Origin of the sequence: Actinoplanes sp. HUAS TT8, from assembly GCF_051380535.1 — a bacterium.
Classification (GTDB): Bacteria; Actinomycetota; Actinomycetes; order Mycobacteriales; family Micromonosporaceae; genus Actinoplanes.
On the sequence record NZ_CP195646.1, the window covers coordinates 10,907,070 to 10,919,994 of the forward strand.

The window sequence follows — 12,925 nt, forward strand, 5'->3', positions numbered from 1 at the left end:
GACGCTAAGGACGACCTTGCGGGCCTGTCAATAGGAAGTTACCGTCGCATTACACGGGGCGAAGGAAACCTGGGAGGAAACTCTGAGCATCGATCGACGCGGCGCCACGATCAGCGAGGTCGCCGCCCTCGCGGGGGTTTCCACAGGTACGGCCTCGAAGGCGCTCAACGGGCGCGGAACCATGCGCCCGGAGACCCGCCAACGCGTGCAACAAGCCGCTGACCAGCTCGGATTCGTGGTCAACGCGGCTGCGCGGTCGTTGCAGACCGGGCGCACGTACACCGTCGGCATGATCACCACGGACACCATCGGCCGGTTCAGCATCCCGCTGCTCATCGGCGCCGAGGACGCGCTCGGGGCCGGACAGATGTCGGTGTTCCTGTGCGACGCCCGGGACGACCCGATCCGGGAGCAGTACTACCTGCGGACGCTGCTGGGCCGCAAGGTCGACGGGATCATCGTGACCGGCCGCCGGACCCAGGCGCGCGCACCGATCGGGGCCGGACTACCCGTGCCGGTCGTCTACGCGTTCATCAGCTCCACCGACCCGGACGACTGCTCGGTCGTCCCCGACGAGGCCGACGGCGCCCGCCGCGCCATCCGCCACCTGCTCGACACCGGCCGCCGCAGGATCGCCCACGTCACCGGCCCCGAACACCACCACTCGGCCCAGGTCCGCGCCGCGGCCGCCGCCTCCCAGGTCGACCTCGCGGCCCCGGTCCTGCACGGCGAATGGACCGAGGCGTGGGGCCGCCAGGCCGCCGGCATGCTGCTCGCCGGCGGCGTCGACTTCGACGCCGTCTTCTGCGGCAACGACCAGATAGCCCGCGGCGTCGCCGAAGGCCTCCGCGAAGCCGGCCGCGACGTCCCCGGCCAGGTCGCCCTGGTCGGCTTCGACAACTGGGACGTCATGGTCGACGCCTGCCGCCCGGCCCTGACCAGCATCGACATGGACCTGGAGGGCATCGGCCGCACCGCCGCCGAAGTCCTGCTGGCCGCCATCAACGGCCACCCGGCCCACGGCCCGATCACCCGCCCCGGCCGCCTCGTCCCCCGCGAGTCCACCGCCACCCGCTGACCCGCCCCCGGGGCTAGGCGCCGAGCTCCTCGATCGAAAGGCCGACATCGTTGAGGATGCCGCGCAGGGTGCCTTTGGCGACGTCCCGGCCGTGGTGGACCGGAACCGTGGTGCCGCGTCCGTCCGGGTGACGCAGGATGTGGTGACTGCCGCTGATCCGGGCGACCTTGAAGCCGTGCCGCTCCAGCGCCCGGACGATGCGGGTGCCGGGAAGCGACGGAACCGGCGGCATCAGGCGGCCACGGTGACGGACAGCTCTCGCGGGACGCCGAACTCCTCGATAAGCCCGAGGAGCGCCTCGCGGAGGTCGTCGAGGGCGGCCTCTTCGGTGTCGCCCTCCCCGTGAGCGCCGACGCCGGGGCGCAGTTGGGCGTGCGCGCACCACACGCCGTCCTCGTCCTGCTCGACCACGATCGGCACGGTAACGGTACGAATCTCTGCCACGTCGCAACGATATCCCCGCCCGGAGCAAGATCTGAGCTTAGCCACCCGCGGACGTCGCCCTGGAGGGCTTTGCGTTCTGGCCGCGCCAGCGGCCTGCGAAGCCCGGAAGGGTCCCCGCGGGAGCGACGGTCTGCACCCCGGCGGACCTAGGCAATAAAAGGTTTTCAGAGGTTTTTGATCGCGGAAACGATCTCCGGGAACGTGTCGACCGCTGCGGATACGTAGTCGGGCCGGAAGTCGGCGAGGCGGCGCACGCCGCTCTGCAGGCAGGCGATGAACCGGATGCCGGCGCCGCCCGCGGCGAGGGCGTCGCCGGGGGAGTCGCCGACGTAGACGCACTGGTCAGGGGCGAGTCCGGTCTCGGCCAGCAGTTCGTCGAAGACGCGCGGGTCGGGTTTGCGGAAGCGCGTGTTGCCCTGGTGGTAGGCGCCGGTGACGCGGCCGGCGAGGACGTGGCCGGGGTCGAGGAGGTGGCCGACCTCGGACGCGGTGCGGGAGGTCAGGAGCAGGACCGTGTGACCGTTACGGATCAGTTCGTCGAGGGCCTGGAGGTTCTCCGGCGGGATGACGTCGAGGCGGCCGTCGGCAAGATACCGCTGGTGCCACTCCGGGAAAAGGCCCGCGAAACGGTCCAGGTCGACGCCGGGGGAGCGGTGCGGCATGGCGTCCAGCAGGGTCTCGCCCCAGGTGGCCAGGTGCACGTCGCGGGGCATCGGCGGGCGGCCCATCGCGGCCAGGACGTCGTTCTCCAGCGCGAACGAGGCGGCTTCGGTCAGGCAGAGAGTGTCGTCGACGTCGACGACCACGGCGCGGATCACGGATGTCAGGGTAGGTGCACGGCCGGGCAACCCGGGACCGGGCAGCGTAGTAGGTTCCTCTGATGTCCCCTCCCCGGCCGGCCACCATCCGTGATGTCGCGGCGCTGGCCGGAGTCTCGGTCGGGACCGCCTCCAAGGCGTTGAACGGGCGCGGCTCGCTGCGCGCGGAAACCGTGGCCCGGGTGCGGCAGGCCGCCGAGCAGCTCGACTTCCGGCCCAACCAGGCGGCACGCAGCCTGCACGGCGACCGGACGTACACGGTCGGCATGATCACCACGGACACCATCGGCCGGTTCAGCATCCCGCTGCTCATCGGCGCCGAGGACATCCTCGGCGCCGGCCAGGTGTCGGTGCTGCTCTGCGATGCGCGCGACGACCCGATCCGGGAGCGGCACCACCTGCGGGTCCTGCTCAGCCGCCGGGTCGACGGGATCGTCGTGACCGGCCGCCGGGCCGGGACGCGGCCGCCGATCGGCACCGACCTGCCGGTGCCGGTGGTCTACGCGTTCATCAGCTCCACCGACCCGGCCGACTGCTCGGTCGTCCCGGACGAGGCGGCCGGCATCCGGCTCGCCGCCGACCACCTGCGCAGCGCCGGCCGGGCCAGGTTGGTGCACGTCACCGGCCCGGAGCACCACCATTCGGCGCGGGTGCGGGCCGCGGCCCTCACCGATCTGGCGACCGCGCCGCTCTTCGGCGAGTGGAGCGAGGCGTGGGGCCGGCGCGCGGCCGGGCTGCTGCTCGCCCAGAGCCTCGACTTCGACGGCGTGGTCGGCGGCAACGACCAGATCGCGCGAGGTCTGGCCGAGGCGTTCCGGGAGGCCCGGCGGGACATCGCGGTGACCGGTTTCGACAACTGGGACGTCATCGCCGAAGCCAGCCGGCCGCCGCTGACCAGTGTGGACATGGACCTCGCCGGGCTCGGCCGGACCGCCGCCGGCCTGCTGCTGGCCGCGATCGACGGCGACCCGGCGCCCGGCCTGCACCGGCATCCGCCCCGGCTGGTGATCCGGGATTCGTCCGTCGCCCTGGAAAGATGAGACCGTGCTTGATCAGTTGCTGCCCCACCCGGTGCGTTCGGCGGTCGCCTTCGCCGACGATCCGGACGAGGCCTGCTACCCCGGCGAGGAGTCGCTGATCGCGAACACGGCGCCCGGTCGCCGCCGCGAGATCCTGACCGCGCGCCGCTGCGCCCGCGAGGCGCTGACCGCTCTTGGTCATGCCCCGGGGCCGATCCTGCGCGGGGAACGCCGCGAACCCCTCTGGCCCTCCGGGGTGGCCGGCAGCATCACCCACTGCGCCGGCTTCCGGGCCGCCGCCGTCGCCCGGACCAGCGAGATCTCCAGCCTCGGCATCGACGCCGAACCACACGAGCCGCTACCGCCGCGAGTGCTGGGGTCGGTGACGACGCCGGCCGACCGCGATCTGCTGGCGCGGCTCGCGGTGAGCCACCCGGAGATCAACTGGGATCGCCTGCTGTTCAGCGCCAAGGAGTCGATCTACAAGGCGTGGTTTCCGCTGACCGGGCGGTGGTTGGGCTTCGAGGATGCATCGCTGGCCATCGATCCGGAGGCGGGCACGTTCGTCGGGCACGTGCTGATCGACGCGCCGCCCTCGCTGCGCGAGATGCCCGGCCGCTTCCTGATCGACCAAGGGCTGATCGTCACCGCTGTCCGTATCTGATCGGGCGGCGCTTTCGTCGGCGGCGGCTTTTTGAAGATCAAATTCTTCATTGCCCAGGTCCGCCGTGGTCCGGATCGTCGCTCCCGCGGGGACCCTTCCGACCCTCGCAGGCCGCTGGCGCGGCCAGAACGCGAGGCCCGCAAGGGCGATGTGGTCGGGTGGTTGCGGTCAGAGCAACAAACCCGCCCACGGCCGAAGTCGCTCCGCACCCGAGCCGTGGGTGGGCGCGGTCAGGGCAGTGCTGTTCGTCCAGGTTGTGGGCTGGGCGTGGTCAGGGCGGCGGATCCGTTCGGCGGGCCGGCCGGTTCGGGCTCGGTGCCGCCCTGACCGGGCGGTTCAGGCCGGGGCCAGCAGATCGGCCGTGAGTTCGGCGGTCGGCGCGACCACGCCGCAGCGCGTCTGCACGTGACGCAGCGCGTCGGCGTGATGGGCCGGGCTGAAGTCGGCCACGGCATCGGTGACCACGAACGGCTGGATGCCGCGCATGAACGCGTCCAGCGCCGTCGCCATCACCCCGATGTGCGCGTACACCCCGGTGATGATCAGCTGGTCGCGCTGCTTCAACTGGTCGGCGAAGTCCGTGCCGACGAACGCGCTGTACCGCCGCTTGGTCAGCACCACATCGCCCGGCCCCGGCGTCAGCTCACCGGTGATCGCCAGGCCCTTCGGATCGGCCGGCGGCCCGTCGCCCCAGAAGTCCTGCAGCAGTCCGCGCTCCTCGCGGCTCTGCCCGCCCGGCTGGGCCGAGAAGAAGACCGGGATCCCGGCCCGCCCCGCGTACTCACGCAGCTGGGCGATGTTGGCGACCACCTGACGGAGCAGGGCGTTGTCGGTCCCGAAGGGCGCCAGGAAGTAGTTCTGCATGTCGTGCACGAGCAGCGCGGCCCTCGCCGGCTCGACGCGCCACTGGACCTTGCCGCCGGCCCGGGAGAACCCGGACGGCACCAGGTAGGGATTGATGCGGGGGAGCATGGTCAGCCTTTCCGATCGGCCGGTTCAGCGCTCGGTGATGCGCCTTCCCCGGACGCGACTCTTTATGTGACACGGTGCTTGGTCGGTCAGGCGCGTAGCGTCGCGCCGCCGTCCACATAGAGGTCATGCATGGTGATGTGCCGGGCCCGATCGGAGGCCAGGAACAGCACCGCCTCGGCGACGTCCTCCGGTTCGGCGATCCGCCCCAGCGGAATCCCCACCCGGAACGCCCCCGGATTCCCGGTCAGCACCGCCGAGGCGTCATCGCCGTCCCACAGCGCCCGCTGCATCGGCGTATCGGTCGAGCCGGGCGCGACCACGTTGCAGCGAATCCCGTGCGGAGCCAGCTCCAGCCCGAGGCACTTGGTGAACATCGTGCTCGCAGCCTTGGACGCGGCGTAGGCAGCCATCCCGGCACGCGGCACCCCGGCCGCGTTGGACGAGACGGTCACGATCGCGCCCTCGCCGCGGGGCTTCATCCGCCGGGCGACCGCCCGGCTGACGTTGAACACCCCGGTCGTGTTGACGGCAAACGTATGCGCCCAGTCGTCGTCGGCCAGGTCCACCACGTCACCCAGGTGCAGAACACCGGCCACGTTGACCAGCAGATCGATCGGCCCGTCGACGCTGTCGACCATGGCCTGCACCTGATCCACATCGGTCACATCAGCCTCGTACGCCTCGATCAGCCCGCTCCCCGGCCCAGGCTCGATCAGCGCGTCCTCCAGCCCCGGTTCGATCGCCGCGCTCCCCGGTTCGGGGCTGAGCGGCGCGCTCCCCGGCTCGGGCCTGATCGGCGTGTCCCTCGGCTCGGGCTTGCGGAGATCGGCGGCGAGCACGCGGACGCCCTCGGCGGCCAGGGCCAGCGCGACCGCGCGACCGATGCCCTGTGCCGCGCCGGTCACGATCGCGGTGCGGCCGGACATCCCGTACGCGCTCATGCTTTTTTTCCGTCCAAGGGCACGGTCATGCCATCGGCTCCGTTCACTGTTAGGTTAGGCTAACCTAGCATCGGGACGAATGTCGCGACAGCGTGGACCGGCTCACTGTGGCCTAGCCGCACAGTGGTGAGAGTCGCCCCCCGTCGTTGCGGGAGGCGACCACGGCGATCCGGCACAGATCGGCGATGACCTCGGCGTTGTCGAGCCGCCAGACCCCGAACGTGTAGTCGAAACCGGAGCTCGCCAGCAGTTTGCCGTCCGGCGAGAACGACAGTGAACTCGAACGGTCGCCGTGCCCGGTCAGCGTGGCGATCGGCGACCGGCTGCGGGTGTCCCACAGGTGGACGCGCCCGTTGAAGTCGGTCGACGCGAGCGTCCGCCCGTCCGGCGAGAACTCGGCGGCGTCGACCTGCTGAACCTGCGTAGCGGTCGTCCAGAGCGATCGGGCGCCGTCCGCGCTCCGGACCTCCACGAACCCGCTCGTCCCGGTCACCGCAACCGTCCCGTCGGCGGCCGAGACCGACAGGTCGAGCGCCTGATAGTTCCCGAGTTTATAGGCGCGGGCCTCGGCGAAGTCACCCACGCGGTAGAGCTGGAGGACCGACGCGAAGACGAAGTCGCCGCCGTGGGAGGTCAGCGTGGCCATCAGGGTGGTGCCGTCGGCACTGAACGCCAGCGCGTACGGGTCCTGCCGGGGTTGGAACCGGGCGCGCACCTCCCGCCGGACCACGTCGTAGACCAGGATCTGCCTCGACTGCAGCGGGTCGGCGCCGGGAACGAAGACGTCGGCCGGGGACTGGGTGGTCGAGACCGCGACCAGCGAACCGTCCGGCGAGACGACGAGATCGGACTGCAGCCCGGCAAGGGGCACGGTCTCCAGCAGCCGTCCGGTCGAGGCCTCCCGCACTTCGAGCCGATGGTCCCCGGTGGCGTCCACCAGGGTGCCGCCGGCCGCGAAGGCGACCTTGCCCGGCTTACCGGTGGTGCTGACCGCCCGGACCAGGTTCCGGGAGGTCACGTCCCAGATCCGGACCAGGCCGTCGTCGGCGGCGGTGGCCAGCTGCCGGCCGTCCGGCGAGAACGCGCTGCCGAGCACCAGCCCGTCGTGCGGCAGCCAGGTCGTCGCGCGGCGGAACACGGCGGTCGGCCCGTCCACCCCGGTCACCGCGACGAGCTTGCCGTCCGGTGAGGCGGCCGGGACGGGATACGTCGCCAGCCCGGTGTCCTGGATCGTCTTCGAACCGTCGGTCAGCGAGAACATCGCGACCGTCCGGAAACCGTTGTTGACGACCACCCGGCTGTCGGCGGTGACCACGATGCGGCTGGCGCCCGGAGTGTCGGTGTCCGGCAGCATCGTGCGCAGCCGCTTGCCGGAGGGGATCTCCCACTGCGCGAGCTGACCGAGCCGGTTGCCGCCGACGAGCGTGCCGTCCGGCGCGAACGCGACGTGCACGGTGTCCGGAACTGTGGTCACCAGGCGCCCGTCGCTCAACCGCCAGACCTGGGCCGGGGACTGCATGTCCTTACCGACCGCCACATACTTCCCGTCGCGGCTGATCGCGAGGTCGTAGGCGAAGTACTTACCGACCGGCATCGACCTGGTGAGCCGGCCGGTGGCCGCATCCCAGAAACCCAGCTGGAAGTCGGCCGCCGTGGTGTCGGTGCGGGTCGCCACCAGGGTCGAGGTGCCGGGCAGCCAGGCCGCCGCCGCGCCGCCCGGCAGGGTCCGGAGCAGCTTGCCGCTCGTGGCGTCCCAGACCTGCAGGCCGCTGATCGCGAGAGTGCTGGAGAGCAGGAACCGGCCGTCCGCGGAGAACGCCACCGACGCCGTGTCCCGCTGGACCTCCTTCTTCGGCGGCACCATCGGCTCACCGATCTGCTCATACGTCCCGGTGTCCCAGAGCCGGACGACCCCGTCCCGATAGCCGATGGCGATCCGCTTGCCGTCCGGGCTGAACGCCGCCGCCGTGCCGCCGTGCTCGGAGCCGAGCGTGCCGAGCGAGTTGACCATCTGCGCGGAGAGCAGCGCGCCCCGGGCCTCGACGGTCGGCGACTCCTGCCAGCCGTCCAGCGCCTTCCGCACGGCCAGGATCTCGTCCCGGTCCAGCGCGTTGACCGACTCCGCGGCGAACTGCCGGGAGCTGGTCACCCGGCGGCTGTCCTGGGCTTCCCGCTGTTTCTCGGAGGCGACCCGCTGCTTGTCGACGGCGACCAGGCCACCGGCCACGGCCAGCAGCAACGCGACGGTCAAGCCCACGGCCAGGCGGCGCAGCCGTCCCGTGGCCCGGCGCCGGGCCGACTCGTCGCGCTCGGCCGCCTCGGTGCCGGCGGCCAGGAAATCCGGGGCCGGAGCCGGGAGCACACTCGCGTCGGTGAAACGCTCCCGGGCGGCCAGCAGTCGCGAGCCCCGGAGCAGCAGATCCGGGTCGCGGCCGGAACGATCCCAGTCCTCGGCGGCCTCGACGACCCGCTGCCGCAGGGCCAGGTCGGTCCGGGCCTCCTCGACCCAGCCGGCCAGCCGCGGCCAGCCGGTCAGCAGCGCCTCATGGCTGATCTCGACGGTGTCCGTCCCGGCGGTCACCAGGCGCTCGGCGACCAGGCGGTCCAGCACCCGGGAGTCGCCGGAGGTTCGTTCCCCACGCCGGCGGACGACCGTGCCGTTGCCGGTCACCGTGACCAGCGAGAGCAGCGCCCCGCGCAGGGCGGCCCGGTCGCCGGGCTCCAGGTCGAGGTAGATGCGCTCGGCGGTCTCGGCCACCGCGTACCGAATGCCGCCGGTCTTCCGATAGGCATCGACGGTGAGCCGGTCGCCGTCGCGGCGCTCCCAGGTCGCCCGCAATGCGTGCGCCAGCAGGGGCAACGCGCCCGGGTCGTAGCTCCCGGCGGCGGTCGTGGTGTCCAGGGCATCCTGGCCGAGATCCCGCAGCATCAGCTCGGGCAGGCCCGGGTCGACCTTGAGGCCGGCCTGCTCGGCGGGCTCGACCACGGCCCGGCGCAGCTCCTCGGCGTCCAGCGGCCCGAGCACCACGTGGCCGGCGGCGAGCAGCTCGGCCAGTGGCGGCAGCTCGACACAGGCCGGATAGAAGTCCGACCGGACGGCGATCACCACCAGCGCGGGCGCGGCCCGGGTCAGCGCCGCCGCGAAGGCGAGCCGCTCGGCCGGGTCCGGGCACTGGGTGAACAGCTCCTCGAACTGGTCGACGACGATCACTGGCCGTCGCTCGCCGGTCAGCTTCCCGAGCCGCGCCGGCTCCCGCCGCACCTCCTCGACCAGCTTCTCGATCCGAGCCGGCGACTCTTCCTGGGCCGCCTCCTCGGCCTGGGCCGCTTCTCTGCCCCGGGTGGCGGTCTCGAACCCGGCCACGCCGACGACTTCCCTGACCAGGTCGCGCAGGGGAGTGGGGCCGGGCGTCAACAGGATCCAGGGCCAGGTCGCCGCGTCCGGACCCAGACGGCCCGCGCCGATCGCCGGAAGCAGACCGGCGCGCAGCAGCGAGGACTTCCCGGCGCCGGAGACCCCGGTGACGACCAGGGCCGGACCGCCCACGACCTGCTCACTCAGGCGGGCCAGCAACGCGGCCACCTGCGCCTCGCGCCCGCGGAACAGCGGCGCGTCGGACGGCTGGAACGCGGCCAGCCCGGGATAGGGCGACACGGCGGAAGCGGTCATCGGCGGGGGCGGGGACGGCTCCCGGTTCACCGCGACGAGCTGCCGCCGGACCTGCTCCAGCTGCTGATGCAACAGGAACGTCTGCCCGGCGAACTGCTGCCGCAGGTCGTCGATGGACCGTCGCACGTCACCGACCATCCAGTGCAGCGCCCCGACGTCGCTGCCCAGCTCCTCGAAGACCTGCTCCAGCTGCCGGCGCAGATCCTCGTCCGAGGTGGCGGCCTCGGTCAGCGCGGTGGCGACCGCGTCGATCTCGTGCAGCACCGCGGAGACCTCGGCCTGCAACTGCCGGCTGCGGGTGTCACCGGCGTCGAGCAGCGGAATCAGATCGGCCGCGACCGCGTCGCGCCACTGCTGCTCGGTGATCGGGCCGGTCCCGCGCAGCCGCTGGGCGGTGCCGGCCAGGGAGTCGGCCAGGAAGTTGCTGCCCAGACCACCGAGCTGGGCCAGGGCCACGGCGAACTCGGCCGAGACGCCCAGCCCGGCCCCGGCGATCGGGGCCACCGCCGAGGCGGTGAGAAAGGCCAGGATCGCGTACGGACTGGCGCCGCGCGCCCGATCCCGCGCGCGCCGGCCGGTCTCCCGGACCCAGGACCGCACGCCGCGCCGAGCACGCTCGGCCGGCTCGGGGGTGTTTTCGGGCTCGTGCACGGCGGCCGTCCTTCGTGGACTTCGACGTTGCTTACGTGGAGATCGACATCGACGTCGCTGAGGGCCCCATGATGGCATCGCGAGGCGACCCACCGGAATCACGGCGGGCGAAGACCGTACTTAAGTACTGTGTTGCGGCGGTGCGGGCTGCGTACGTTGGCTGCGTGACCGAAACGCTGAAGCAGCCCGGGGGGATCGGCCGCCGGCCGATGGCCTGGACGCCGGTCTCCCTGATCGCCGCCGCTGCGACCTTGACCCTGCTGGCCACCGCCGGCCACTACGACTATCACCGTGACGAGCTCTATTTCCGGATGCTCGGCAGCCATCCCGCGTGGGGCTATGTGGACCAGCCCCCGTTCACCCCGCTCCTCGACCATCTCGCCATAAGCGTTCTCGGTGACTCGATCTGGGCCATCCGGTTTCCCTATGCTCTGCTGATCGGTCTGGCCACGCTGCTGATCGCCGCGGTCGCGCGGGAGGTCGGCGGCGGCGCGGGCGCTCAGTCCCTCGCGGCCACGGCGATCCTCGGCACGTTCCCGCTCACGGCCTTCCACGTCGGCGCCACCGCCGCGATCGACCTGCTGATCTGGCTCGGCGTCATCCTGTTCGTGATTCGCGCGCTGCTGCACGAGCAGCCCCGCGCCTGGCTGTGGGCCGGCCTGATCACCGGGCTCGGCCTCTACAACAAGCTGTTGGTCCCGTTGCTCCTGCTCTGCCTGGCCGCCGCGCTGCTGATCACCGGGCCGCGCCGGGTGCTGCGCTCGCCGTGGCTGTGGGGCGGGCTCGCGATCGCCCTGGTCGTCGGCCTGCCGAATCTGATCTATCAGGTGGCCGAGCACTTCCCGCAGGCGGAGATGGCCCGCGCCATCGCGGAGGACAAGGGCGAGGAGTCCCGGATCCTGCTCGTGCCGTTCCAGTTCCTGCTGGTCGGCCTGCCTCCGGTGTGGATCGCCGGCGTCGTCACCCTGCTGCGCGATCCGCGGCTGCGACCGATCCGGGCGCTGGCCATGGCGTACCCGCTGATGTTGATCCTGATTTTGGTGATCGCCGGGCAGCCTTATTATCCGCTGGGCCTGCTCACGGCCCTGTTCGCGATCGGCGCGGTGCCCACCGTGCGCTGGCTCGACGGTCGCCTGTCCCGGCGGATCTGGCTGCTGGCGGGCGTGGCGGTGTTCGGCGCGATGGGCGTTCTCACCTCCCTGCCGGTGATCCCGGAGAGCAGTCTGGCCGACTCGGGGGTGGCCGAGGCCAACGGGACGATCGCCGACCAGATCGGCTGGCCGGAATATGTGGCGCAGGTCGCGGCCGTCTATCGGTCGCTGCCGGCCGACGAGCAGTCCCGCGCGGTCCTGTTTACGTCGAACTACGGCGAGGCCGGGGCGCTGGATCGGTACGGCCGACCGTTGGGGCTGCCGGCGGTCTACAGCGGACACAACGAGCTCTACAACCTGGGGCCGCCGCCGGACGACAAGACGGTGGTGGTCGGGGTCATGCAGGGCAACCCGGCTCGGGTCGGCCAGCTGCTCGGGCCCTGTGTCGAGCACGGGCGACTGACCAACTCCGCCGGGGTGGAGAACGAGGAGAGCGAGGAGGCCCGGATCTATGTCTGCCGTCCCACCACGCCGTGGCGTGAGCTGTGGCCGACGCTTCAGCACTACTCCTGACCGGGTGAGGTGACACCGGGCCCGGGGCGGCTCGGCGGTCGTGGGTGAGACCGGGGGAGCAGGAACGTGGATCGGGTACGCCTGCGGGCGTACGCCGGAAGTCGTCCTGGAGTGGACGCGGCCTCGCGCCGCGTCCGGGAGAGTGAGCGGATGACTGAGCGTGCGTTTCGATTCGGGGTCATCGCCGGGCAGGCTCGCACCGGCGCGGAATGGGTGGCGACCGCGCGGCGGGCCGAAGAGCTGGGCTACGACATCCTGCTCATCCCGGACACCCTGTTCACCCTGTCGCCGTTCGCGGCGCTGGCCGCGGCCGCCGCGGCGACCAGCGCCCTGCGGGTCGGCACCTACGTCCTGAACGCGCCCAACCGCACACCCGCGCACGTCGCCTGGGAGACCCGGAGTCTGCAGACGATCAGCGACGGCCGGTTCGAGCTGGGGGTCGGCGGCGGCCGGCCCAACGGGCAGGCGGACACCGCCGCGCTCGGCGGGCTGTGGGGTACGCCGGTCGAGCGACTGCGCCGCACGGCGGACACCATCGCCGCCGCCCGGGGCCTGCCCGTGCCGCCGAAAGTGCTGGTCGCGGCGTCCAAGCCGGGCATGACGCGGCTGGCCGCGGAGCAGGCCGACGTGGTGACCTTCGGGCTGCCGCCGACCACCACGCCGAGCGAACTGTTCCGCGCGGCCGAAGCCTTCCGGGGCATGACGAGCCGCGCCGACCAGGTGGAGCTGCTGGTCGGGGTGACCGCTTTCGCCCCTAACATCTTCGCGCTGCCGGAGTGGCTGTCCCGCCAGGTCGGCGGCGACCCGAGGGAGATGGCGGCGTCCGGGGCGGCGGCCTTCCTGATCGGTGACGCCGAACAGGCCGCCGAGGAGTTGCTGCGGCGGCGGGCCGAGGGCGGCTTCTCGTACTACGCGGTGAACGGTCAGTTCATGGAGGACTTCGCCCCGGTCATGCAGCGTCTCCGCCTCGCCGACCCGATGCCCGCCGCCTAGCGCCACCGCAC

The 12,925-nt window shown here is 72.1% G+C and carries 11 protein-coding genes; 5 read left to right on the plus strand and 6 right to left on the minus strand.

Annotated features, from left to right (window positions below; translation table 11 throughout):
- Nucleotides 1-88 precede the first annotated feature (88 nt).
- On the plus strand, nucleotides 89-1,078 hold the full coding sequence (locus tag ACSHV8_RS48760) for a LacI family DNA-binding transcriptional regulator (RefSeq protein WP_436537328.1): 990 nt from the start codon (nucleotides 89-91) through the stop codon (nucleotides 1,076-1,078).
- A gap of 13 nt (nucleotides 1,079-1,091) precedes the next feature.
- Here the strand turns inward: ACSHV8_RS48760 and ACSHV8_RS48765 are convergent, their stop codons facing one another.
- The 3 genes from ACSHV8_RS48765 to ACSHV8_RS48775 form a co-directional block, all read right to left on the minus strand.
- Complete coding sequence (locus ACSHV8_RS48765; RefSeq protein WP_436527294.1) at nucleotides 1,092-1,310, minus strand: type II toxin-antitoxin system HicA family toxin; 219 nt, start codon at nucleotides 1,308-1,310, stop codon at nucleotides 1,092-1,094.
- Nucleotides 1,310-1,522 (minus strand): type II toxin-antitoxin system HicB family antitoxin, encoded by a 213-nt coding sequence (locus tag ACSHV8_RS48770; RefSeq protein ID WP_436527295.1) that lies wholly within the window; start codon nucleotides 1,520-1,522, stop codon nucleotides 1,310-1,312. The genes ACSHV8_RS48765 and ACSHV8_RS48770 overlap by 1 nt, the downstream gene beginning before the upstream one ends.
- Before the next feature lie 164 nt (nucleotides 1,523-1,686).
- Nucleotides 1,687-2,340 carry an HAD family hydrolase gene (locus tag ACSHV8_RS48775; protein ID WP_436527296.1) on the minus strand — a complete coding sequence of 218 codons (654 nt, stop codon included), beginning with the start codon at nucleotides 2,338-2,340 and terminating at the stop codon, nucleotides 1,687-1,689.
- A 62-nt stretch (nucleotides 2,341-2,402) separates the two neighbouring features.
- On the opposite strand from ACSHV8_RS48775, the gene ACSHV8_RS48780 reads away from it, so the two are divergent.
- Both ACSHV8_RS48780 and ACSHV8_RS48785 read left to right on the plus strand, forming a co-directional pair.
- On the plus strand, nucleotides 2,403-3,380 hold the full coding sequence (locus ACSHV8_RS48780) for a LacI family DNA-binding transcriptional regulator (protein WP_436527297.1): 978 nt from the start codon (nucleotides 2,403-2,405) through the stop codon (nucleotides 3,378-3,380).
- A gap of 4 nt (nucleotides 3,381-3,384) precedes the next feature.
- Nucleotides 3,385-4,023 (plus strand): 4'-phosphopantetheinyl transferase family protein, encoded by a 639-nt coding sequence (locus tag ACSHV8_RS48785; protein ID WP_436527298.1) that lies wholly within the window; start codon nucleotides 3,385-3,387, stop codon nucleotides 4,021-4,023.
- A 336-nt stretch (nucleotides 4,024-4,359) separates the two neighbouring features.
- Here ACSHV8_RS48785 and ACSHV8_RS48790 read toward each other — a convergent pair whose 3' ends face one another.
- From ACSHV8_RS48790 to ACSHV8_RS48800, 3 genes are all read right to left on the minus strand, one after another.
- Nucleotides 4,360-4,995, minus strand: coding sequence for an isochorismatase family protein (locus tag ACSHV8_RS48790; RefSeq protein ID WP_436527299.1), 636 nt, complete (start codon nucleotides 4,993-4,995; stop codon nucleotides 4,360-4,362).
- Between the two features lie 86 nt (nucleotides 4,996-5,081).
- Nucleotides 5,082-5,936, minus strand: coding sequence for a 2,3-dihydro-2,3-dihydroxybenzoate dehydrogenase (locus tag ACSHV8_RS48795; RefSeq protein WP_436527300.1), 855 nt, complete (start codon nucleotides 5,934-5,936; stop codon nucleotides 5,082-5,084).
- Nucleotides 5,937-6,048: 112 nt separating this feature from the next.
- Complete coding sequence (locus tag ACSHV8_RS48800) at nucleotides 6,049-10,257, minus strand: nSTAND1 domain-containing NTPase (RefSeq protein WP_436527301.1); 4,209 nt, start codon at nucleotides 10,255-10,257, stop codon at nucleotides 6,049-6,051.
- Between the two features lie 164 nt (nucleotides 10,258-10,421).
- Here ACSHV8_RS48800 and ACSHV8_RS48805 point away from each other — a divergent pair, with 164 nt between their 5' ends.
- Together ACSHV8_RS48805 and ACSHV8_RS48810 are read left to right on the plus strand one after the other, a co-directional pair.
- A complete protein-coding gene (locus ACSHV8_RS48805; protein WP_436527302.1) occupies nucleotides 10,422-11,921 on the plus strand; it encodes a glycosyltransferase family 39 protein in 1,500 nt (499 codons plus the stop codon).
- A 150-nt stretch (nucleotides 11,922-12,071) separates the two neighbouring features.
- Nucleotides 12,072-12,914: an LLM class flavin-dependent oxidoreductase gene (locus ACSHV8_RS48810; protein ID WP_436527303.1), complete on the plus strand. Its 843-nt coding sequence runs from the start codon at nucleotides 12,072-12,074 to the stop codon at nucleotides 12,912-12,914.
- Nucleotides 12,915-12,925: the final 11 nt, after the last annotated feature.